Annotated in this window: 18 protein-coding genes; 4 read left to right on the top strand and 14 right to left on the bottom strand. The window is 64.8% G+C overall.

Going from position 1 to position 22,956, the window contains the following annotated elements; genetic code table 11:
- Nucleotides 1-5: 5 nt before the first annotated feature.
- The 8 genes from MHM88_RS04990 to ugpB form a co-directional block, all read right to left on the bottom strand.
- Nucleotides 6-1,985, bottom strand: a complete 1,980-nt coding sequence (locus MHM88_RS04990) for a TonB-dependent receptor domain-containing protein (RefSeq protein ID WP_239360702.1) — start codon at nucleotides 1,983-1,985, stop codon at nucleotides 6-8.
- Nucleotides 1,986-2,225: 240 nt separating this feature from the next.
- Nucleotides 2,226-3,890, bottom strand: a complete 1,665-nt coding sequence (locus MHM88_RS04995) for a Na/Pi cotransporter family protein (protein WP_239360704.1) — start codon at nucleotides 3,888-3,890, stop codon at nucleotides 2,226-2,228.
- A 59-nt stretch (nucleotides 3,891-3,949) separates the two neighbouring features.
- A complete protein-coding gene (locus tag MHM88_RS05000; RefSeq protein ID WP_239360706.1) occupies nucleotides 3,950-4,852 on the bottom strand; it encodes an HAD-IIA family hydrolase in 903 nt (300 codons plus the stop codon).
- Nucleotides 4,853-4,866: 14 nt separating this feature from the next.
- Nucleotides 4,867-5,811: a glycerophosphodiester phosphodiesterase family protein gene (locus tag MHM88_RS05005; RefSeq protein WP_239360708.1), complete on the bottom strand. Its 945-nt coding sequence runs from the start codon at nucleotides 5,809-5,811 to the stop codon at nucleotides 4,867-4,869.
- Nucleotides 5,808-6,863, bottom strand: a complete 1,056-nt coding sequence (locus MHM88_RS05010; protein WP_239360710.1) for a sn-glycerol-3-phosphate import ATP-binding protein UgpC — start codon at nucleotides 6,861-6,863, stop codon at nucleotides 5,808-5,810. The genes MHM88_RS05005 and MHM88_RS05010 overlap by 4 nt, the downstream gene beginning before the upstream one ends.
- Nucleotides 6,864-6,872: 9 nt before the next feature.
- A complete protein-coding gene (gene ugpE / locus MHM88_RS05015; protein ID WP_239360713.1) occupies nucleotides 6,873-7,724 on the bottom strand; it encodes a sn-glycerol-3-phosphate ABC transporter permease UgpE in 852 nt (283 codons plus the stop codon).
- Nucleotides 7,724-8,605, bottom strand: a complete 882-nt coding sequence (gene ugpA, locus MHM88_RS05020) for a sn-glycerol-3-phosphate ABC transporter permease UgpA (protein WP_126137268.1) — start codon at nucleotides 8,603-8,605, stop codon at nucleotides 7,724-7,726. Before ugpA ends, ugpE begins: the two co-directional genes overlap by 1 nt.
- Nucleotides 8,606-8,693: 88 nt before the next feature.
- Entirely contained in the window at nucleotides 8,694-9,998 is a 1,305-nt protein-coding gene (gene ugpB, locus MHM88_RS05025; RefSeq protein WP_239360726.1) for a sn-glycerol-3-phosphate ABC transporter substrate-binding protein UgpB, read from the bottom strand.
- Nucleotides 9,999-10,140: 142 nt separating this feature from the next.
- Between ugpB and MHM88_RS05030 the strand changes: the two genes are divergently transcribed.
- Nucleotides 10,141-11,049, top strand: coding sequence for a LysR substrate-binding domain-containing protein (locus MHM88_RS05030; RefSeq protein ID WP_239318565.1), 909 nt, complete (start codon nucleotides 10,141-10,143; stop codon nucleotides 11,047-11,049).
- Nucleotides 11,050-11,116: 67 nt separating this feature from the next.
- Here the strand turns inward: MHM88_RS05030 and phnE (MHM88_RS05035) are convergent, their stop codons facing one another.
- From phnE (MHM88_RS05035) to phnD, 4 genes are all read right to left on the bottom strand, one after another.
- Nucleotides 11,117-11,926 carry a phosphonate ABC transporter, permease protein PhnE gene (phnE, locus tag MHM88_RS05035; protein WP_239319188.1) on the bottom strand — a complete coding sequence of 270 codons (810 nt, stop codon included), beginning with the start codon at nucleotides 11,924-11,926 and terminating at the stop codon, nucleotides 11,117-11,119.
- Nucleotides 11,926-12,720 carry a phosphonate ABC transporter, permease protein PhnE gene (gene phnE / locus MHM88_RS05040; protein ID WP_239360728.1) on the bottom strand — a complete coding sequence of 265 codons (795 nt, stop codon included), beginning with the start codon at nucleotides 12,718-12,720 and terminating at the stop codon, nucleotides 11,926-11,928. The genes phnE (MHM88_RS05035) and phnE (MHM88_RS05040) overlap by 1 nt, the downstream gene beginning before the upstream one ends.
- A complete protein-coding gene (phnC, locus tag MHM88_RS05045) occupies nucleotides 12,717-13,490 on the bottom strand; it encodes a phosphonate ABC transporter ATP-binding protein (RefSeq protein WP_239318561.1) in 774 nt (257 codons plus the stop codon). Before phnC ends, phnE (MHM88_RS05040) begins: the two co-directional genes overlap by 4 nt.
- A 134-nt stretch (nucleotides 13,491-13,624) precedes the next feature.
- Nucleotides 13,625-14,605 (bottom strand): phosphate/phosphite/phosphonate ABC transporter substrate-binding protein, encoded by a 981-nt coding sequence (gene phnD / locus MHM88_RS05050; protein WP_239318559.1) that lies wholly within the window; start codon nucleotides 14,603-14,605, stop codon nucleotides 13,625-13,627.
- Between the two features lie 254 nt (nucleotides 14,606-14,859).
- On the opposite strand from phnD, the gene MHM88_RS05055 reads away from it, so the two are divergent.
- Together MHM88_RS05055 and MHM88_RS05060 are read left to right on the top strand one after the other, a co-directional pair.
- On the top strand, nucleotides 14,860-15,582 hold the full coding sequence (locus tag MHM88_RS05055) for a winged helix-turn-helix domain-containing protein (protein WP_239360730.1): 723 nt from the start codon (nucleotides 14,860-14,862) through the stop codon (nucleotides 15,580-15,582).
- A gap of 3 nt (nucleotides 15,583-15,585) precedes the next feature.
- Nucleotides 15,586-18,099, top strand: a complete 2,514-nt coding sequence (locus MHM88_RS05060) for an ATP-binding protein (protein ID WP_239360732.1) — start codon at nucleotides 15,586-15,588, stop codon at nucleotides 18,097-18,099.
- A gap of 116 nt (nucleotides 18,100-18,215) precedes the next feature.
- Here the strand turns inward: MHM88_RS05060 and MHM88_RS05065 are convergent, their stop codons facing one another.
- Nucleotides 18,216-21,005, bottom strand: a complete 2,790-nt coding sequence (locus tag MHM88_RS05065; protein ID WP_239318553.1) for a bifunctional aconitate hydratase 2/2-methylisocitrate dehydratase — start codon at nucleotides 21,003-21,005, stop codon at nucleotides 18,216-18,218.
- Nucleotides 21,006-21,394: 389 nt separating this feature from the next.
- Here MHM88_RS05065 and MHM88_RS05070 point away from each other — a divergent pair, with 389 nt between their 5' ends.
- The gene (locus MHM88_RS05070) at nucleotides 21,395-21,895 is read left to right on the top strand and encodes a CHAP domain-containing protein (protein ID WP_239360734.1); all 501 of its coding nucleotides are present in this window, start codon (nucleotides 21,395-21,397) and stop codon (nucleotides 21,893-21,895) included.
- Nucleotides 21,896-21,954: 59 nt separating this feature from the next.
- Here MHM88_RS05070 and MHM88_RS05075 read toward each other — a convergent pair whose 3' ends face one another.
- Nucleotides 21,955-22,869, bottom strand: coding sequence for a LysR substrate-binding domain-containing protein (locus MHM88_RS05075; RefSeq protein ID WP_239360736.1), 915 nt, complete (start codon nucleotides 22,867-22,869; stop codon nucleotides 21,955-21,957).
- Nucleotides 22,870-22,956: the final 87 nt, after the last annotated feature.

A 22,956-nucleotide genomic window follows, 5' to 3' on the forward strand; every position in this document is an offset into this window, starting at 1 on the left:
GGGCCTCAGAACTTGATCTGCGCCGTCACCCGCAGGCTGTGCCCCTGCTCCAGCAGGTTGGTGGTGCCGCCGGGCACGCTGTAGGCGGTGCCATGCGCGATATAGGCCTCGTCAAAGATATTCGTCAGCGCCAGGCTGTATTCCTGCGTGTCACGGGGGCGCCAGACCAGCGACAGGTCGTGCACGTCATACCCCGCAAGCTCGGCGGCGGCGGTAAAGCTGTCGGGCAGCTTGTCCTCGGCCATCACGAACTGGCTGGTCCAGCTGATCTGCATATTGCGCCCCGCAAGCTCCCGGACCACCCGCAGGGACAGCGTGTCGCCCTGGGGCGCAAAGCCGTCATACCAGTCGCTCGGGCTGACATAGCGCCCGCCGATGGTGGTGTCCGAATGGTGAAACGACGCCTGCACCGACCAGTCCGCCCAGGCGTAACCGGCGCTGAGCGTGTATCCCTCGGTCTCGGCGGTGCCTGCGTTGCGGCGCGCATAGGGCAGCCCCCGGCGACCGCCGTAGAGGATCACATCCTCGATCTCGGTCTGGAAATAGGTGGCCCCGAGGCGCCAGCCGTTGCGCGCAAAGACAAAGCCGGCCTCGATGGTCTCGGCGGTTTCGCCGTCAAGGCTGGGATCGGTCAGGGCCGCATCCACGCCCGCCGTCAGGTTCAGCCCCGGCGCGGGCTGCACGCCCCGAAACGCCTGAGCCCAGCTGGCAAACAGCGACAGCGCCGGGGTCGCCTGGAATTCAACGCCGAGGTTCGGACTGACCCGGTGGCCCGCGTGCCGGTTGCCCGCCAGATCCGTCAGCGTGCTGTGATCGTAGCGCAGGCCGCCCGTGGCTCGCAGCCGCTCGGAGAGCTGCATTTCTGCCTGCACAAACGCCCCCCAGGTGCGCGCGGTCTCTGACACCTCTGCCGCGGCGCCGTCCTGGCCGCTGGATCGGGCCTCGGTAAAGTCGAGCCCATAGGTCAGGTCGAGCGCGCCGAGGGCCGAGGCATTCTGCACCGCAAATCCGCGCGTCCGCCATGCCGCCCGTTGGGCCGGGTCGATGTGCCGGTGCAGCTCGGTTTCGTTCTGGAACAGCCGCGCCTCCAGGTCGAGCGCCGGGGTGCCCGCGGGTGCGATCCGGTAGGACAGGCTGTAGGTGTCCTGCGACAGCGCCTGCTGTTCCGGTGTGGACCGGGGGTGCGCCGGATCGACACCAAAATTGACCTGGGCGCTGCGCAGGCCATCGTCGGTGCGGCGGATCGCGCTGATTTCGAGCGTGTGGCCGTCGGCGGGTCGGAGTTTCAGCTTTGCAAACAGCGTGTCCGGTTCACTGTCGGTATAGGGCACCCGCTGGCCGTCGCCGCCGGTGTACGTGTCGGCAAAGGAAGTCGCGCCATAGAGCGCGTATCCAAAGCGGTCGGTGGGCTGGCCATAGATCGCGGTGCCAAGGGACAGCCGGTCGCCATTGGTCTGCCCCGAGAGCCGCAACATCGCCCCCTGTCGCTGGCCCGGCAGCAGGAAGTCCTCCGGATCGAGGGTTTCGAACCGCACCCCACCCGCCAGCGCCGACGGCCCGGAGAGCGCGGTGCCTGTGCCCGCGTCGATCGTGACGGATTTCAGCAGGAACGGGTCGATGCCGGAGTTCCCGTTGTGCGGAAACAGCGTGCCCGAGGTGAGGGCGCCGTCGATGGTGACATTGGCGCGCACATCCTCGATCCCGCGGATATAGACCTTTTGCGCCGAGGTCCGGTTGCCGCCGTTGACGGTGACGTCATCCGTATCGGCAAACAGCTCGTTCAGGCTCGTCGGCTGTGCGGCGCGGATCGTCTCCTCGGTGATCTCCTCCCCTGCCGCAGGTCTGGAGACTGTGATCTCCTCCAGTTCGAGAGCGGCGCCGAAGTCGTCCGGCGCGGCGTCCTGCGTCAGCGCGGCGGTGGGCAGGCCCGCCCCCGTCAGCAGCAGCCACACAGAAGCGATTGTTTTACCTTGGGAAAGGGGCATCTTGAGACCTTGTCGATTAATATCTTACTATTTTAATCACCTTTAATGGCCTGTTTCTGATGTGAGAAGTCGCGCGCGGCGCAAGCAAGGCATGCGTGTCATGCACCCATGGGCGCGACACGCATGCAATGTGCTACGGGAATGCGAGAACGGTGCCCCGCCCGCGTGGGCGGGGCGGAGGCAGGCAGTGGCCCACGGCGCTGCCGCGGCCTGTCAGAACCGACGGTGTGGAGCGGCGGCTTATTGTCCGCCCAGCGGGTCGCCCGGACGCTGCAAGCGGCTGGAGAGCAGGTCTCCGGCGCGTTCGACGATCGGATAGCCGGCCATGGCAAAGGCGGTGTTGACCTGTTTCAGGATACGCAGGGTCTCTTGGTGCAGGGCGCTGGTCTCGATGCTCTCGCTGATGCCGTCGCGCAACCGGCTGAGGTGCTTGCTCTGCAAGCGTTGCTCGGCGGTGCGGATGCTGTCTTTCTCGGCGACCAATTCCCGGGCGTCATCGGGGTTGCCGGTCATCATCACCTTGAGCGCGAGCTGCGCATTGGCCTGCACGCGGTCCATGAAGTCCAACAGTTCCTGCCGCCCCGATTTGGAGAAACAGACGCCTTCGTGATGCAGCTTGCGGGCCAGGTCGGTCATCTTGCGCGCGACCTGATCGGCGGCGGCCTCGAGATTGGCGGCCATCAGAGACGCCTCGATCGCGCCATTTGCGGCCTCGTCGTCGCGCTTTTGACCATGCACCCCGGCCAGATAGAGCTTCAGGTCCTGATGCATCCGCCGAAGGGCGCGCTCGTCTTCCTGAATGCCGGTGGCGACCCGGTCATCCCAGGTTTCATAGAGCCCGGTGGCGGAGACCAGCATCTTTTCGACCAGTTCCCCCATGCGCAGCAGTTCGCGGGCGGCGCAGCTCAGCGCGCGCGGCGGATCATCGAGCGCAGCAGGGTCCAGCGCGCTCAGCCCCCGGTCGCCGGGTTGGACGGCATCCTCCGCAAGCAGCCGGTCGGACAGGCGGGCGATCACCCCCACCAGCGGCATCATCAGCAGGCAGAGCACGAGGTTGAACGCCAGGTGGATCGCCATCACCTGCCCCGCCGCGGTGGCGCCCAGCCACTGCGGGTCCAAGAGGTTCAGGTTCAGCGCCACCAGCACCAGCAGCGCGCCGCCACCGCGCAGTACCAGGTTCGCCATCACGATGCGGCGGGCGCGGACATCCGCGGCCAGCGTCAGCACAAAGGCGATCATGGCCCCGCCCAGGTTGGCCCCCAGCACCATCGCCACTGCGGCCATCGGCGGCAGCGCGCCCTGCGCCACCATGGTCACGAACAGCAGGATCGCCGCCACGCTGGAATGCACCACCCAGGCAAAGACAGCCCCGAGCAGAAAGGCGGTCAGGAGATCACTGTCGAGATAGCCCAAAATGGCCACGGCCCCATCGCTCTGGATGATCGGGGCGGTGGCGGTGCGCAGCATGTCGAGGGAGACGAAGATCAGCGCCAGGCCGATCAGGATACGGCCGGTCTGGCGCACCCTGCGCTGATGGCTGCGCAGGAACAGGATCACCCCCAGCAGGATCAGCGCCGGAACCAGCAGCCCCGGGCGTGCCAGCAGGATCTGTGCCACCAGCGCAGAGCCGAGATCGGCGCCCAGCAGCATGGCAAGGCCGACGGAGCCCGCAAGGGCCCCTTTGGCGGCAAAGTTCGAGACCAGCATCGCCACGGCGGTCGAACTCTGCAACAGCATGGCCGACACAAGACCGGTCACGGTGGCCAGCAGCCGGTTGTCCGACGCCCGGCGCAGCCCCTGGCGCAATTGCGTGGCAAAGGCGCGCTCCACCCCGGTGCGCACCAGCCGCACCGCCCACAACAAGAGCGCCGCCGCCCCCGCGATCTGTATCAGAAATGCCGTCAATCCCGTCTTGCCTCCGTCTGCCGTGGCGCGCCTTGTCCACCCGGCGCGATCCCTACAGGCTATGTCGTTGCCACGATCCAGCTTGGTCGAATTGCGCTCTTCTCTATGTAGGGCGCGACATCATGGCCCCTGAACAGCCCGTGATCCGTAATCAGAATAGATCCGATCCCTGCTGCCGCGCCACCCAGCACATCGGTGTGCAGTGTGTCCCCCACCATGGCGATGCGGGCGCGCGGAATGCCCGCCAGCCGCGCCAACGCGGTGTCAAAGGCATTGCCAAAGGGCTTGCCAAAGAACATCGCCTTGCCGCCGGTGCGTTCGGTGATGTCATGCGCAACGAGGCCCGGCTCCAGCGACAGGCCCTCTTCGCGCGGGGCCACCAGATCGGGGTTGGCCACCACCAGCGGGCGCGGGTTTTCCAGCAACGCATCGGTCAGCGCCTTTGTGTCGGCCCCATCCCAGCGCGCGGATGACAGCAGCAAAAAGCCCCCGGCGGTGTGCAACAAGTCCGGGTTGTCCGCGAGATGTGCAATCTGCACGCCCGGGGGCGCATCGCTAAAGTCATCTTCCGGGGCCGCTGCCGCAGCCCAGCAAGTGCCCTCGGGCAGCCTCGGCAGTCCGACAAAGGCCACGTCGCGGCTGGAGACCACCTCGGATGCGGTGAAATCAAAGCCAAGCCGGTGATATTTGGCCAGCACCTCCGCGCGCGTGTAACTGGCGGCATTGGTCAGCACCACCAGCCGTTTGCCCAGGGCGCGCAGTGCGGCCATGCGGTCGACCGCGCCGTCGATGGCGGTCTCGCCCCGGTTCAGCACGCCAAAGGCATCGAGAATATAGGCATCATAGTCCTCGACGGTATCGCCCAGGTCCCGCCCCTCATGCGACGCAGAGGCAAAACGTGCATCCGGCAGTGTCGCGCGCACGCTCTCATATCGTTGAAACGCCCAGTCGGTGCCGATCATTGTGCTCAGATCTCTCATGTCGCGATGGCGGGTGTCGGGACACGGTCGCTCCAGCGCAGGCCGCGCTCCAGCAAAAGACGCTGCACCCGGCCCGGATAATCGGTCACGATCCCATCCACACCCGCATCAATCATCGCTTCGATATCGGCGGTCTCGTTGACGGTCCAGACAGTGACCGGCAGCGACAGTGCGCGGGCTTGCGCCATGCGCTCCGGGGTGATGTCCTGAAACCACGGACACCACATCTGACCACCGGCGGCGGCGACCATCTCCGGCAGGGGGCTGGCCTCGGTGAGGCCGGCGGGTTCGCCGTCGCGGCCGGCGCGCGCCACCTCGGACAGATAGGAGGTCGGCATCTCCGGGGCCTGACGGCGGCATTCGTCCAGAAGCGCCCAGTCAAAACTGTGCAGCGCGGTGCGCGCGCTCAGCCCATGGGCGCGCACGACCTCCACCACCGCCGAGACCTGCTGCACGCGAATGGCCGCAATATCCGGATCGCTCAGATCGGTCTTGAGCTCCAGCAGAAGGGCAACGTGGTCGTATTGCGGCTCTTTCACCAGCGCGCAGAGATCGGCAAGCGTGGGGATACGGACCCCGCTCAGAAACGCCTGATCGGGGAACCGCCGCCCATAGGTGGACCGGCTGTCGAGCCCGCCCACATCGAGGCGGCGCAACTCGTCCAAGGGCAGATCCGCGACCTTGATGTCGTCCTGTGCGATCCAGGCGCCCCCTGCATCGCGCACCGCCGCCGGCGACAGCGCGTGATTGTGGGTGATCACCGGCACACCGTCCGAGGACAGCACCACATCGAACTCCAGCGCGTCGACGCCGATGTCGAAGGTGAAGCGAAACCCCTCCAGCGTGTTTTCAGGCATGACACCACGGGCGCCACGATGGCCGATCACCCGGATCAGCCCGGCATCACCACGATAGGCGTCGATTTGGGGAAAATGACTCATGCGTCCACTCGCTTGCCGGTCTGCGTGTCGAACATATGCAGATGTTCCGGCGCAATGGCAAAGCGCATCAGCGTTCCGGGTCCGGCGGACACGTGACCGGGCATGCTGGCCACACAGTCCACATCGGTGCCGCTGAGATGGCCATGCAGCAATGTGATCGCCCCCAGCTGTTCGCAAAGCTGCACATTGATCTCGATGGGGCCAGTTTCATCGGCGATCAGGTGTTCCGGGCGCAGGCCCAGCGTCACCTTGCCCGAAGCAGTGCCCCCACCCGCAAGGCGCGCACCATTGGCCAGCGTCACCATGCCCGAGGCGACCTCGGCAGGCAGGAAGTTCATCGACGGCGAGCCGATGAAGCCCGCAACAAAAAGCGTGGCGGGGCGATCATAAAGTTCAATGGGCGTGCCGAACTGTTCGACATAGCCGCCATTCAGCACCATCAGCCGGTCGCCCAGCGTCATCGCCTCCACCTGATCGTGGGTCACGTAGATCGAGGTCACGCCAAGGCGTTGTTGCAGCTTGCGGATCTCAAGGCGCATCTGCACCCGCAGCTTGGCATCCAGATTGGAGAGTGGTTCGTCAAACAGGAACACTTGCGGATCACGCACAATGGCGCGCCCCATGGCGACCCGCTGTCGCTGCCCGCCCGACAGTTGCCGGGGCTTGCGATCAAGGTAGGGCCCGATTTCGAGGATCGCGGCGGCTTCTTCAACGCGGCGGTTGATGTCGGCCTTGCTGTTGCCGCGGATCTTCAGGCCGTAGCCCATGTTTTCACGCACCGACATATGCGGATAAAGCGCGTAGTTCTGAAACACCATCGCGATGTCGCGGTTGGCGGGTTCCAGGTTGTTGACCACCCGGTCGCCGATCTGAATGTCGCCGGAGGTCACGGTCTCCAGCCCCGCGATCATCCGCAGGAGGGTGGATTTGCCGCAGCCCGACGGGCCGACGATGACGACGAACTCGCCATCGTTGATCGCGCCGTCGATGTGATGCAGGACCTCGGTGTCACCGTAGGATTTCACCAGATCCTTGAGGGTAATGCTTGCCATGTGGGATGCCTATTTATCTGTCTCGGTGAGGCCCTGAACAAAGAGCTTCTGCATTGCGATGACGACAAAGACCGGCGGGATCATCGCCAGAAGGGCCGTCATCATGATGATGTTCCATTGCGGGGATTGCTCTGCGGCCTCCAGCATCTGTTTGATGCTCATGACAATGGTGGTCATGTCGGTGTCGGTGGTGATCAGCAGCGGCCAGAGGTACTGGTTCCAACCGTAGATGAACAGGATCACAAAGAGCGCCGCGATATTGGTGCGGCTGAGCGGGATCACGATGTCCCAGAAGAACCGCATCGGCCCTGCCCCGTCGATGCGCGCGCTCTCGAGCATTTCGTCCGGGATGGTCAGGAACACCTGACGGAACATAAACGTCGCGGTGGCCGAGGCGATGAGCGGCACCGACAGCCCCCAATAGCTGTTGAGCATGCCAAGATCCGCGACCACCTCAAACGTGGGCAGGATGCGCACCTCAACCGGCAGCATCAGGGTGATGAAGATCAGCCAGAAGAACCCCATGCGGAACGGGAATTTGAAGTAGACGATGGCAAAGGCCGAGATCAGCGAAATCGCGATCTTGCCCAGCGAGATCATCATCGCCATCGCCAGAGAGTTCAGAAGCATTCGCCAGACCGGGGCAATCTCGGTGCCCGACAGGCCGGAGCCCCAGAGCGTCTGTTGGAAGTTCTCCCAGAAATGACTGCCCGGCAGGAGCGGGATCGGCGCTTGTGTCATGCGCACCGCATCATGGGTGGCGGCCACAAAGGTGATCCAGATCGGCAGCGCCACGATGGCGATGCCGAGGATCAGGATAATGTGGCTGACGATATTCAGGATGGGTCGATTTTCAACCATCAGTACTGCACCCTTCTCTCGACAAAGCGGAACTGAACCACGGTCATGGCAATGACCAGCACCATCAGGATCACCGACTGCGCGGCAGAGCCCCCCAGATCAAGGCCGACAAAGCCGTCGTTGAACACCTTGTAGACGAGGATGGTGGTGGAGTTTGCAGGCCCGCCCTGGGTCACCGCGTGGATGATGCCGAAGGTCTCGAAAAACGCATAGACCGCGTTGATGACCAGCAGGAAGAACGTGGTCGGCGACACCAGCGGGAAGATGAAATCCTTGAACCGGCGGATCGGGCCTGCGCCATCAATGGCGGCGGCCTCGATCACCGAGCGCGGGATCGACTGCATCGCGGCAAGATAGAACAGGAAGTTATAGGCGATCTGCTTCCATGCAGAGGCAAAGACCACCAGCGCCATCGCCTGATTGCCGTTCAGATAGTGGTTCCAGTCCACGCCGACAAAATCGAGGATATAGGGAAAGATCCCCAGCGTCGGGTTGAACATGAACACCCACAGCGCACCCGCCAGAACCGGCGCCACCGCGTAGGGCCAGATCAGGAGTGTGCGATAGGCGGTCGCGCCGCGCACGACCCGGTCGGCAAAACCCGCAAGGATCAGCGCCATCGACATCGACAGGATCGCCACGGCAGCGGAAAAGAAGATCGTGCGGCCAAAGGTGGCCAGATAGATGTCGTCCTCGAACAGCAGCTCGAAATTCTCAAACCAGACGAATTCGGTCGACAGACCAAAGGCGTCCTCGATCAGGAACGACTGATAGACCGCCTGACTGGCGGGCCAGATGAAAAACACCAACGTGATCGCGATTTGCGGCGCGACCAGCAGGTAGGGCAACAGGGATGCGGGGAAATGGACGCGTTTCAGCATAGGCGCCTCGGGGTCCTTTCTGGAAAAGGATAAAAATCGGCCCTCCCCGGCCCTGCATCACTGCAAGACCGGGGAGAGCCGTGGGCGATTACTTCACGGAGCGTTCGAACTTGCGCAGCAGCGCGTTGCCGCGTTCCACTGCGGTATCAAGCGCCTCGGACGCGGTCTTGTCACCAGCCCAGAGCGCTTCGAGCTCTTCGTTGATGACGTCGCGCACCTGCACGAAGTTGCCAAAACGAATGCCGCGGGAGTTCGGCGTCGGCGTGTTCAGGCTCAGCTGTTTGATCGCGGTGTCGGTGCCGGGGTTTTCGTCATAGAACCCCTGCTCCTGGCTCAGCTCATAGGCGGCAGTGGTGATCGGCACATAGCCGGTTTCCTGGTGCCACCAGGCCTGCACCTCGGGCGACGAGAGATAGGTCATGAACTGCGCCAGACCCTTGTATTCCTCATCCTCGTGACCGGCCAGCGCCCAGAGGGTCGCGCCACCGATGATGGAGTTCTGCGGCGCATCCGCCACCGAGGTGTCGAGCGGCAGCATGGTCTGGCCGAATTCGAACTCCGCCTGTTCCACCATGGAGCCGTAATAGGCCGAGGAGTTCATCCACATGCCGCATTCGCCATTGGTGAACAGCGGCAGGCTGTCGCCGCGACGGCCACCGTATTTGAACAGGTTGCCCTCGCTCATCGACGCGATGTCGTCCAGGCGGGCCGCGACCTTGTCGTTGTTGAACACAAATTCGGTGTCAAACCCGGCAAAGCCGTTTTCCTTGGTGCCCATCTCCATGTTGTGCCACGCGGAGAAGTTCTCGATCATCACCCAGGACTGCCAGCCAAAGGACAGGCCGCATTCCATGCCGTTGTCGACCAGCGCCTGTGCGGCGGTTTTGACGTCATCCCATGTTTCGGGAACATCGACGCCCGCAGCCTCCAGCGCGTCGGCGTTGTACCACATCACCGGGGTGGAGCTGTTGAAGGGCATCGACAGCAGTTCGCCTTCGGGGGTCTGGTAGTAGGAGATCACCGCCGGCAGATAGTCGGATTTGTCAAACGGCTCGCCTGCGTCGGCCATCATCTGCTCGATCGGGTAGATCGCGCCCTTGGCGGCCATCATGGTGGCGGTGCCGACCTCGAACACCTGCACCAGATGCGGCTGCTCACCGGCGCGGAAGGCGGCCACGGCAGCGGTCATGGTTTCGGTGTAGTTGCCCTTGTAGGTGGGCACGATCTTGTAGTCGGACTGGCTGGCGTTGAAGTCGGCCGCGATCTTGTCGACGCGCTCGCCATTGGCGCCGCCCATGGCGTGCCACCACTGGATTTCGGTCTCGGCCCAGGCGGCCCCGGCGGTCAGGCCGGTGGCCAGGGCACAGGACAATGCAATTTTTGAAACACCCATTTTCTATCCTCCTCTGGTCGTTCGCGGGCAGCATTTGACAGGACGCGTCATAATTCAAGTGAAAGTTTCACAACACTGTCATAACATGGTATTATATTGATGCGCATATTCCCCGCAGCGACCCCACAGCAAGGACACGCCCGTGCAGTTCAAATTACGCCAGCTTCAGGCTTTCAAGGCGGTCGCGGAGACCGGCAGCATCACCAAGGCGGCAGAGATGCTGGGCGTCTCGCAACCGGCAGTCAGCCGCCTGATTTCGGATTTCTCCGCCTCGATGGACCTGGAGCTGTTCCAGCGGCGGCGCGGCATTCTGGAACCCACCAGTGATTCCCGGCACCTGCTGACGGAGGTGCGGCGCATCCTCGACGGGCTCGACCACCTCGAAGACCTGCGCCGCGACCTGAAGGAGCGCACCGGCGGCCACATGCGGATCGCCTGCCTGCCGGGGTTTGCCACCTCGCATCTGCCGCAGGTCCTGGCGCAGTTCCTGAAGGAGCGCCCCGGCGTCACCGTGGCGCTGGAGCCGGACCGCCCGGAGCGGATCCTGGAGTGGATCATCGGCGAACAATATGACTGCGGCATCACCGACGGGTTCTCGGGGCATCCGGCGACCGAGAGCCGCGACATCTTCATCCGCTCGGCCTGTATCCTGCCGCCGGGGCACCCGCTGGCGGCCAAATCCAGCATCACACCGGCGGATCTGGCGTCGGAGAAGATGATCCACGCCCGGCGCGACAGCCGTTTCTACCGGCATCTGTCGCGGGCCTTTGCCAGCTATAACGTCGAGATCAACAGCCTGGTCGAGGTGCGCCAGTTCACCACCGCCTGCACCATGGTGCAGCAGGGGCTGGGCGCATCGGTGGTCAGCGCCCTGGATGCCGAAGCGTTCCGGTCGGCGGGCGTGGTGGTGCGCCCGTTCGAGCCGGAAATCCATCACCGGCTGTCGATCCTGTTTCCCAGCGCGGTCAGCGTGCCGCGGGTGGTGCGCGACTTCATGGATGTCTTTGTCGACAGCCTCGCGCCCTTTACCGTGGACCCGCCGCCGCGGTGATCCGGCGTGACGCCCGGCCATGGGCAGGGCACGCGGCGCCCCGATGGAATGGGGCACCGCGCGCATTTTACAGCACCTTGCGGCGCAGGAAGGACGACACCACCTCGCCCACCACCACAAGGGCGAGGATGGTCAGGAGCACCATCGAGACCTCGGGCCAGTTGAAGGTGTCGATCGCCCCTTGCAGGATCATCCCGATGCCGCCGGCGCCGACGAGGCCGAGCACGGTGGATTCGCGCAGGTTGATGTCCCAACGCAGGATCGCCACGGCAAAGAACGCCGGCATCACCTGCGGCACGATGGCATAGAGCACGATCTTGAACCGCGAGGCACCACAGGCCTCCAGCGCCTCCACCGGCTTGCGGTCGATCTCCTCGATCGCCTCGCCGAGGAGTTTGCCGAGGAAGCCAATGGAGCGGAACATGATCGCCACGATCCCCGCCACGATGCCGGGGCCGAAGATGGCCACGAACAGCAGCGCCCAGATGATGGTGTTCACCGACCGCGACGACACCAGGATAAAGCGGCCAACCCAGAGCGCGAACTTGTTCGGCGTGGTGTTCTGCGCCGCGATATAGGCCACCGGCAGCGAGACGACGACGGCGATCATCGTGGCCAGCGTGGCGATGTTCACCGTCTGCCAGATCGCCTCCAGGATCGAGGGCAGGTTGCTGGGATCGGGCGGCATCATGCGGCCGAACAGGTCGCCCATCTGCGATGGCGCATCCCAGACCCAGGCCCAGATCACGTCGATGCTGCTGAGCGCCCAGGCGACGACCAGCACCGTCAGGGCAAAGCCGCCGTAGCGCATCAGGCGCTGGCGCGGGGTGAAGCGGGACCACTGATCGAGGGTTTGGTTCAAAGACTGGCTGGTCATCATGCAATCCGCTTTCTGATAAATCCGCTCACCGCCTCGGAGACGAGGATCACGCCGACGATGACCATGGTGATGGCGAGGGCAAAGTCGTAGTCATAGCGGCCAAAGGCATTGGCCAGGGTCGCGCCGATCCCGCCCGCGCCGACGATCCCCACCACCGCAGAGGCGCGCAGGTTGCTGTCGAGCTGATAGATCCCCAAACCAACCAGACGCGGCATGATCTGCGGCATCACCGCATAGGCCAGCGTGGCAATGAACCCCGCCCCGGCAGAGCGCATGGCCTCGACCTGGCCAAAGTCGATTTCCTCGATCCGTTCGGCCAGCAGTTTGGCGACAAAGCCGATGGAATAGACCACCAGCGTCAGCGCCCCGGCAAAGGGGCCAAAGCCCACCGCCTTGACGAAAATGATCGCGACGATCACCGGGTGAAAGCTGCGGGCGACAATGATGATGCCCCGGCCCAACAGGTAGATCGGCCGGATCGAAATGTTGCTTGCCGCCATGAACGCCAGCGGCACCGAGATCGCGATGCCGCCCACGGTGGCAAGGATCGCGATCTTCAGGCTTTCGAGGAACCCGTCGAGCAAGAGGCCCGACCGTTCAAAACTGGGCGGGAAGGCGCCGCTGAAGATCCGCTGCGCCCGTGTCATGCCGTCCGCCACCCGCGCCCAGTCGATCGGAAGCGTGGCCAGCGTCGCGACAAAGTAGATCAGCACCGCCGCATAGAGCCCGTAGCGCAGCGCGGGGTTGGCGATGAACGGCGGTTTGCGCCATGTGTCCTTAATCGCGCTCATGCCGCTGCTCCGACCTGCGCACGGTCCTCGGCCGGCACCCCGGCATAGATCTCGTCCATCTCGCCCTTGCCCAGCTGGCCCGGCAGGTCGTCAAAGATGATCCGCCCGTAGCGCATGCCGACGATGCGGTCGCTGTATTCCTTGGCCTCGGTGACGTTGTGGATGTTGATGATGACCGGCAGTTTCAACTCGCTGGCCAGATCCCGCAGCAGCGACATGATCTGCTCGGAGGTCTTGGGATCGAGCGAGGCGGTGGGTTCATCCGCCAGCAGGATCTCGGGGCGCTGCATCAGCGCGCGCACCACGCCCACCCGCTGGCGTTCACCGCCGGACAGCTCGTCGGCGCGTTTGTCGGCGTAATGGGCGATGCCCACACGTTCCATCAGCTCGTAGGCGTGGCGAATGTCCTCGCGCGGGTAGCGCCGGGTCAGCGCCGCCCAGGTGGAGATATATCCGAGACGCCCGGACTGGACGTTTTCCATCACCGTCAGCCGGTCGATCAGGTTGAAGCCCTGAAACACCATGCCGATCCGGCGGCGCGCGGCGCGCAGCTCGCGGCGGCCAAGGGTGGTGAACTCGGTGCCGTTCAGATCGACAGAGCCCGAGGTGGGTTCGACCAGGCGGTTGATGCAGCGCAGCAGCGTGCTCTTGCCCGCGCCGGAGGAGCCGATCACGGAGGTGAGCTGATCGCCCTCCACCGTCAGGTCCAGTTCCTTCAGCACCGGATCCCCCGATCCATAGCGTTTGGTCAGTTTGGTAATTTTCAGCATGACGGTCTCCGGGACATAGCGCGGCCCTGCCTCTGCCGCGATGCCCTCTGGCACAGGGGGCAGAGACGCACGGGAGGCCGCGAAAAGCGCCCGGCCAGACCAATGCTGACCGGGCTGTTTCGAATGGGGTGGGATCAGTTCCCGGCGAGGCCCTGCGGGGTGTATTCCACGCCGTTGGACTTCTGGATCTGACGGATGACCGCCCATTGATCCTTGTAGGTGATCGGAACGAACTTGCTCACGCCGTCGAACTCTTCGCCCAGTTTGGTGCCCTCGAAATCAAAGGAGAAGAAGGCCTCCTTGATCTTGTCCGCCAGCTCGGGGTCGAGGTTGTGGGCCAGGGTGAAGGAGGTGGTCGGGAACGGATCGCTCTCCCAGATCTTGCGCACGTCGGCGGTGTCATAGAGGCCGCGTTCGGCCATGCGGTCCACCACTTCGGAGGCGACCGGCGCCGCATCGTAGTCGCCCGCGACCACACCCAGCATCGACTGGTCGTGCGAGCCGGAATAGATCACCTCGTAATCCTTGTCAGGCTCAACGCCGAGGTCCGGGAACAGCGCGCGCGGCGCCTGGTTGCCGGAGTTGGAGGTCGGCGAGGTATGCGCCACACGGCGGCCTGCCAGGTCCTTCACTTCCTTGATGTCGCTGTCGGCCTGGGTAAAGACCTGAAGCTTGTAGCCGAACTGGCCGTCCTCGGCGCCCATGATGGCAAAGGGCACGGCACCGGCGAGGTTCACCGCAAAGGGCGTCGGGCCGGTGGAGAAACCCGCCACATGCAGACGACCGGAGCGCATCGCCTCGACCTCGGCAGAGTTGGACTGCACCGCAAAGAACTGCACGTCCTTGCCCGTGGTCTCTTCCAGATGCGCGATGAACGGCTCCCAGATGTCGGCATAGACCGCCGGGTCCTCGACCGGGGTATAGGCAAAGACCAGCGTGTCGGGGTTGCTCAGCTCTGCCGGATCGCTGGGCGTGTCCGCCACCAGATCGCCATTGGCATCGCAGTAGAGCGCATCGAGCGCGCCACGGTTGGCGCAGTCGTCGGCGGCGGCTGCAAATGCGCTCAGCGACAGAACGCCCAGTGCCGTTGCGGCACGGGTAAATAGCTGTGTCATGGTATCCTCCCTTGATACGCCTGCCGGAAACATCCCCGGTGGTCCAGGCGCTGACATCCCGACGATAGGAGCGGCGCAGGCGGCGATGCGAGCCGCGTTCTGTTAATGAAACAGCCGGAATGCGGGATTCATGTTAACAGTATTACAATCGCCGCCATATCCCCTTAAACTCGGCCCCCGTTTGCGACACTGAGGACAGGGGCGGTCTGTGCAGGACGCCCCGGACGCCGCGAATGTGACAGGAGGAGGGTTGCATGATGGCAGGCCGGACCGAGCCGCTGATCGCGATTGTGGATGACGATCCCAATGTGCGCGATACGCTCTCTGCGCTGATGCGGGACAGCGGGTTTGACGCCGTCTGCTGCGCCGACATTCCCGCCTTTCACGCGCTCGGAGATCCGCCGCCGGTGGACCTGGCGCTGATCGACCTGCGCCTGCGCGGGGAGTCCGGTCTGACGCTGGCGATCCATATCCGCGAACGCTACGAGATCCCGATCGTGATGCTGACCGGCGTCGGCGACGAGATCGACAAGATCATCGGGCTGGAGACCGGCGCCGATGACTACATGATCAAACCGTTCAATCCGCGCGAACTGGTCGCCCGCATCCGCGCCGTGCTGCGCCGCTATGGCCACGGCACCGCCCGCCCCAGCGCCGCACCGGGGCAGGCGATCCGCTTTGGCGACATGTGTCTCGATGTGCAGTCCCGCCGGTTGCTGGATGGCGCGGGCGAGGAAATCCCGCTGACCAACGCCGAATACCGCCTTTTGGAGTATTTTGCCCGCAATCCGGAACGGGTGGTCCCGCGCCCGGAGCTTCTGGAGGAGCTGGGATCGGACATGCAGCGCTATGTGGACCGGACCATCGACGTGCTGATCCTGCGCCTGCGCCGCAAGATCGAGGCGGTGCCGTCAAAGCCGGTACATCTCCAAACCCGGCGCGCGCAGGGCTATATCTTTCATCTGTCGGCAGGCTGAGTCGTGATCTCCGGCCTCTCCCGTCTCAGCGTCCGGGTCCGTCTCTCTGCCGCGATCGCGGTCCTGTTCGGGCTGATCCTGCTGGTCAGCCTGATCGGCATGCGGGTGCTGAACCGAACCGAACTGTGGATGAACGTGCTGCATCAGGACACGCTTGCCGAGGTCTCCGATGCGCTGGACCTGTCGCGCGAGGCTGCCGAGCTGGCGACCTCGGCGCCGTTTCTCTATGCGCTGTTCCCGCCGTTCCAGCTGGAGCAGGAGGCACAGAGCGTGCGCGACAACCTGGCCCAGATCGCCCGGCATGCCGCGGCCGATCCGGCCCTTGATCTGCCGCTTGCCCGCCTCAGCCTGGCCATTGACGACCTGACCACGGCGCTGGTGCCGCAGGCGGCGCGCAAGGCGGATCTGACGGCGATCGACCGCGACATGCAGCGCCTGAACAGCCGGGTCCGGCGGCGGTCCGGCGACAGGGCGCTGCCGCTGACGGAGCGCGAGGTCTGGGCCGAGCTGCAACAGCTGACCGCCAGCGCCATCAGTGCCGGGCGCGCCGAAGCGCTGATCGAGCTGGGCGAATTCACCCGGCGGTATCGGACGGTGCGAGACCGGGTCGAGGCGCAGCTGCTGCCGGTTCACCAGCCGACCTTTGACGAGATCCAGACCGCGCTCCGGCGCAGCGACACGCTGTTTGCCCTGAAACATCGCGAAATCGCCGCGCAGCTGGATGCCGAAAACGCCCTGTTCCGCATTCGCCAGGAAACCGCGCGCATTTCCACCTATGCCGAGGGCAAGGTTGCGCAGGCCGAGGCCCGGTTGAGTCAGGCCCGCGCCGACACCTCCGACAACCTGGGCCTGGCCAAGAATTCCTTTCTGGCGCTGACCCTGGCCAGCCTGCTGGTCGCGATCACCTCCTCGGCCTATGTGTCGCGCTATGTGGCCCGCAACCTGCGCCGGATCGCCGATGCGATGCGCCGGCTTGCCGCCGGGGACCATCGCAGCGACCTGCCGCGCGCCCGGGTCTCTGACGACGAGATCGGCCAGCTGTTTGCCGCCTTTCAGGTGTTCCGCGAGAATGCCCGCAAACTCGACCGCCGCACCAGCGAGATCCGGCGCCAGAACGCGCTGTTTTCCCGCGTGTTCCGCAACATCAAGGACGGTGTCGCCATATCCGCCCCACATGGCGGCATCGAGGCGGAGAACGACAATCTGCGGGCGCTGCTGCGGCTGCCGCCAGCGGACATGGCGCCGGGGACGGAAACCACCGAGACCATGCAGGCGCTGATCGAGCGCTCCGCCTTCGCCCGGCAGACCGGCCCCGGCGACCGTGGCGGGTTCGAGGAATTCACCGATGCCTCCGGCCACGTGCTGGAGCTGCGCCACTCGCCGCTGCCGGATGGCGGCACGGTCTGGCTGCTGTCGGAAACCACCGAACGCAAACGCATCGACGAACGGCTCGAAGAGATCCGCCGGGTCGAAACGCTGGGCAAGGTGACCGGCGAGGTCGCGCATGATTTTGGCAATATCCTGTCCAGCATCTCGGGCAACCTGCACCTGCTGGAAACCGCAGACCCCGATCAGGCGGGCCATTTCCGGGCCCGTATCGGGTCGGCGGTCGATCTGGGCGTGTCGCTGACGGAGCGGTTGCTGGCCTTTGCCCGCAAGCAGCATCTGGAACCGCAGGTGACCGATGTGGGCCTGCTGATGACCGGCATGGCCGACCTGCTGGAGATCGCGCTGCCCGAACGCGTCGCGCTGGAGTTCGACATCCCCGAGACACCCGTTCTGGCCTTGGTGGACCCGGGCCAGCTGGAAAGCGCCGTATTGAATCTTTGCGTCAACGCCGGGCAGGCGATCGCCGAGACCGGCAGCATCCGGGTTGCCGTGGAACAGGACCGGGACGGCGGCGCGGAGGTGACGATCCGCGACACCGGATGCGGCATGGCGCCCGAGGTCCTGCGGCGGGCGACGGAGCCGTTTTTCACCCATCGCGATGACGGCAGCGGCACCGGTCTGGGACTGTCGATGGTCGACGGGTTTGTGCACCAGTCCGGCGGTCAGCTTCTGCTCCACTCGCGCACATCGGGAGAGGATCAGGGGACCACGATCACCCTGCGGTTTCCGCCGCTCGCCGACGCCCCGACCTCCGCCGATCCGCCGTCAGGCGCGCGCCGGGCGCTGGTTGTGGATGACGACCCCACCGCATTGGCCGCCGCCGCGCAGGCGCTGGAGGACCTCGGTTTTGAGGTTGCCCGCGCCAGCAGCCATGCCGCGGGGCTTTTGGACGTGCAGCGGCGTTCGGATCTGGATCTGGTGCTCAGCGACCTCAACCTGGAGGATGGCGCATCGGGCTGGGACATCCTGCGCAGTGCCCGCAACCGGCACGCCGGATGCCAGCTTGTGCTCATGTCCACCCGCAAGGTCGCCCGCCCCCCGCGCGAACTCGCCGATGTCGCCGGCTTGGCGGTGATCGGCAAGCCGGTGACCCTGGCCCGGCTGCGCGAGGTGATCGTGGCGGGATGAGCCCGCCCGACAGAGAGAGCGAAAACGCCCGGCGACCGGATGCAGACCGGATGCAGAAAGGGCGGCCTGGTCTCCCACGCCGCCCTTGACCGTTGCGCCCGTTGCGGTGCTACGCCTTAGAAATGTACCGAGTTCGTCCCGGCCGGCGCTGCCAGCGGCGGTGCGAATTTGGTCAGGTCGATGCCGTCGACGGCAGATTTGTATTCCTCCAGCGTCGGGGTGCGGCCCAGCACGGCCGAGAGCACCACAACCGGCGTCGAGGCCAGCAGCGACTCGCCCTTCTTGGTGTCGGAATCGGCCACGACCCGGCCCTGGAACAGGCGTGTGGAGGTCGCCAGCACGGTGTCCCCCTTGGCCGCCTTTTCCTGGTTGCCCATGCAGAGGTTACAGCCCGGGCGCTCCAGATAGAGGATGTTCTCGTATTCGGTGCGCGCCTTGCTCTTGGGCATGAAGTCATCGAATTCAAAGCCGGAGTAGCGTTGCAGGATTTCCCAGTCGCCCTCTTCCTTCATCTCGTCGATGATGTTGTAGGTCGGCGCAGCGACCACCAGCGGCGCCTTGAACTCGACCTTGCCGTTGGCCTTTTCGATGTTCTTCAGCATCTGCGCGACGATCTTCATGTCGCCCTTGTGCACCATGCAGGAGCCCACAAAGCCGAGATCGACCTTCTTTTCCGCCTGGTAGAAGGAAATCGGACGGATGGTGTCATGGGTGTAGCGCTTGGACACATCGGGGTTGTTCACGTCCGGGTCGGCGATCATCGGCTCGTTGATCGCGTCCAGGTCGACCACCACCTCGGCGTAATACTTGGCGTTGTCATCGGGCCGCAGTGCAGGCTTTTCGCCGGATTTGATCTGGGCGATCCGGGTTTCGGCGATGTCGATCAGGCCCTGGAGCATCCCGGCCTCGTTGTCCATGCCCTTGTCGATCATGATCTGGATGCGGTGCTTGGCCACTTCGAGGGATTCGATCAGCGTCTCGTCTTCGGAAATGCAGATCGACGCCTTGGCCTTCATCTCGGCGGTCCAGTCGGTGAAGGTGAAGGCCTGATCGGCCAGCAGCGTTCCGATGTGGACCTCGATGATGCGGCCCTGAAAGACGTTGTCGCCGCATTGCTGCAACATCTGCGCCTGGGTGGCGTGCACCACATCGCGGAAATCCATGTGGTCGGCCATCTTGCCCTTGAAGGTGACCTTGACGGATTCCGGGATCGGCATGGTTGCCTCGCCGGTTGCCAGCGCCAGCGCAACGGTGCCGGAGTCGGCGCCAAACGCCACGCCCTTGGACATCCGCGTGTGGCTGTCGCCGCCGATGATGATCGCCCAGTCATCCACCGTGATGTCGTTGAGCACCTTGTGGATCACATCCGTCATGGCATGGTATTCGCCCTTCGGGTCGCGCGCGGTGATGAGGCCGAACTTGTGCATGAAGGCCATCAGGCGCGGCGTGTTGGCCTGGGCCTTGGCATCCCAGACCGATGCGGTGTGACAGCCCGACTGATAGGCACCGTCGACCGAGGGCGACAGAACCGTGGCCGCCATCGCCTCCAGCTCCTGGCTGGTCATCAGCCCGGTGGTGTCCTGGCTGCCGACGATGTTCACGCGGACCCGCACATCGGAGCCGGCGTGCAGCTTCTTGCCCGGGGTGGAGCCGCGCGCATTGGCGTTGAAGATCTTCTCGACCGCGGTCAGGCCCTGGCCCTCGTGGGAGATCTCCTGCGAGGCGGCAAAGACCGCCGGTGCCTCGACCCCCAGCGTTTCGGCGGCAAAGGCCTGCAACATCTTGCCAAACACGATCGCGTAGGAGCTGCCGGCCTTCATGAACTCGGTCTTCTGCGGCGTGAAGGCAGAGGAGACATCCACCAGTTCCTCGCCCTCTTCGCTCAGCAGGGTCTTGGTCTTGGTGTTGATCCGCAGCACGGTGCCGGTCTCGACCGAGTATTTCTGTTCGAGGATCGGGTTGCCGTCGTTGTTCAGGATCGGCTTGCCGTCGCTGTCGACCTTCTTGACCCAGTTCTTCAGGTCGAGGCCGATGCCGCCGGTCACACCCACCGTGGTCAGAAAGATCGGCGAGATGCCGTTGGTGCCCGCCACGATCGGGGCGTAGTTGACGAAGGGCACATAGGGGCTGGCCTGTTTGCCGGTCCAGAGCGCCACGTTGTTCACACCGGACATCCGCGAGGAGCCGACGCCCATGGTGCCCTTTTCGGCGATCAGCATGACCCGCTTGTCGGGGTGCTGGAGTTTGAGCGCCTCGATTTCCTTTTGCGCCGCTTCGGAAATCATGCATTTGCCGTGCAGTTCCCGGTCCGACCGCGAGTGCGCCTGATTGCCCGGCGACAGCAGGTCGGTGGAGATATCGCCCTCGGCAGCGATATAGGTGACGACCTTGATCTCCTCGTCGATGTCGGGAAGCTTGGTGAAGAACTCCGCCTTGAGGTAGCTTTCCAAGAGGTCGCGGGCGATCGGATTGCCGGCCTTGTAGGCAGCTTCAATCCGGGCGGTGTCCGCTTCGTAGAGGAACACCTGGGTTTTCAGCACCTCTGCCGCCTGTTCGGCGATCGCCGCATCCTCGCCCAGTGCCAGATCAAGCAGCACCTCGACCGAGGGGCCGCCCTTCATGTGCGAGAGCAGCTCAAACGCGAAATCCGGCGTGATTTCCGCCACTTCGGCCTGACCCAGGATGATCTCCTTCAGGAACCGCGCCTTCACACCCGCAGCGCTCGTTGTGCCGGGCAGGGTGTTGTAGATGAAGAAATGCAGGGAGTCGGCGCGATGCGCATGCCCCGGCTCCTTGATCTGCGAGATCAGCTCCTCCACCAGCGCGCCATCGTCAATCGGCTTCGGGCTCAGGCCCTGCGCCTTGCGGGTGCCGATCTCATCCAGGTAGTCAGTGTACAAGCTCATGTCTATCTCGCTGCGTTTGGTATCCGAACTGGCTTGAACGACGACGCGCGCCGCCAGGGACGCGCGCCGAATCAAGTCGCTTGGTATACCTATGTATGCAGATTGCGTCCCCCTCGCAAGCTGCCGCAAAGCGCAAATGCCTCCTATCCGGCGCCGCCGGACCCGGTGTCCGGCCCGTGGAAAACAGGCAATATGGCGCGATGCGCGCCCGGGGGCGGCGCGGCAAAGCCTCCAGACCCCGGAACCTAGGCGGTTTTTTGCCTGCCCGGCACCGCAGGGTTGGCAGACACGGATTTCTGACAGAATGTTTCGCGCAATCACGAAACCGAAAAAAGATCCTTGGGACATTGTTGAAACGCTACGCTGGCGCGCCCCGCCTGAACCCCTGTTTGAGTGTGCTTTTGCTTGTTGCGACGCTGGCTGTGACCGCCTGCGGAACGCGGCCGGACAGCGGCAGCCAGATCGACCCGCTGCGGCGCGACTTTGCCATGCGCGAAGCGGAATCCCTGCGCGCCCGCGGGGCACGGGTCTGGTGCGTGCCCTTTGCGCGCAATCTCTCCGGTGTCGAGATCCGCGGCAATGCCCGCACCTGGTGGGGGCAGGCACAGGGCGCGTTTGACGTCGGCAGCTCCCCCAGCGTCGGCGCGGTCATGGCGTTCAGCGCCACCCGGTCGATGCCGCTGGGCCATGTGGCAGTGGTGTCCGAACTGGTGAACGAGCGGATGCTGCGGGTGGATCACGCCAATTGGCACCGCAACAAGGTGTCGCTGGGCATGGCGGTTGTCGATGTGTCTGAAAACAACGACTGGTCCAAGGTGCGGCTGGAGAGCAATCCCGGTGCCTTTGGCAGCGTCTACCCCATCAACGGTTTCATCCGTCCCAACCTCTGACCGCTGTCCCGCGCCCCGAGCGACTACGCCGGAGGTGCGCGGAGGCTGGATATGCGCCCCTAGATCAGATCGGGGGTTTCCACTGCCTGTGTCCGCAGCCAGTCAAGGAAGACCTGCACCGCCTCCCGCCGGTCGCTGCCGGATGCCGTGCGCAGGTGATAGCCGCTGGTCTGCGGCAGGGGCCTGCCCCCGGCAACACGGAGCTGTCCGGTGCGCAGCAGATCCCCGGCCACCGCGCGCCAGCCCAGCATGACCCCCTCGCCGGTCAATGCGGTCTGGACCGCCTGCACGTAGTTGCTGAAGCGCAGCCGGCATTGCAGGGCGGGCTTTGCGTGGCCCAGTTGCCGGAAGTAACTCTCCCAGCCGGGCCAGTCCGGACCGGTTCCCGAGACATGGATCAACCGCTGCCGCGCCAGCGCCTCGGGGCCGGAGAAGGCCCCCGCGCACTCCAGATAGCGCGGCGCGCAGACCGGCGCGATGGTTTCGCGGAACAGCAGGACCCAGCCGTCCTGTGTCCAGCCGCCATCGCCGTAGCGGATCGCCACATCCGTCCCCGGCTGCACCCCGGGCGCGCCCTGGAACGTGGCCATCACATTCACCGTGATCTCGGGGTGGGCGACACTGAAGGCGTTCAGGCGGGGCATCAGCCAATAGGTGGCAAACCCGAGATTGCAGGACAGGGTGACGGTATCGGTGCCCTGCCCGGCGCGGCGCAGTTCTTCGACCACCTCGGCCAGCCGTCCCAGCGTGTCGAAACAGGCCCGGTGCAGCAACGCGCCTTCCTCGGTGAGCTGCATCGGGCGGCAGGAGCGATCCAGCAGCGGCACCTGCACGAAGTCCTCCAGCTGCCGGATCGACTGGCTGACCGCCGATTGCGAGATGCCCGCCTCGGCGGCGGCATGGGTCATGCTGCGACTGCGGGCGACCGCGTCAAACAGCTTCAGGCTTTGCAAGGGCGGCACTTGGCTCCACATGCGGCATCCCCTCTTTCATCGGGCCCTCTGTCAGTGGATCGGGCCGAAACACGCATGTGCCCCGGCCCCCGCCCCTGACCGACGCCG

Origin of the sequence: Epibacterium sp. MM17-32 (assembly GCF_022348205.1) — a bacterium.
GTDB lineage: Bacteria > Pseudomonadota > Alphaproteobacteria > Rhodobacterales > Rhodobacteraceae > Epibacterium.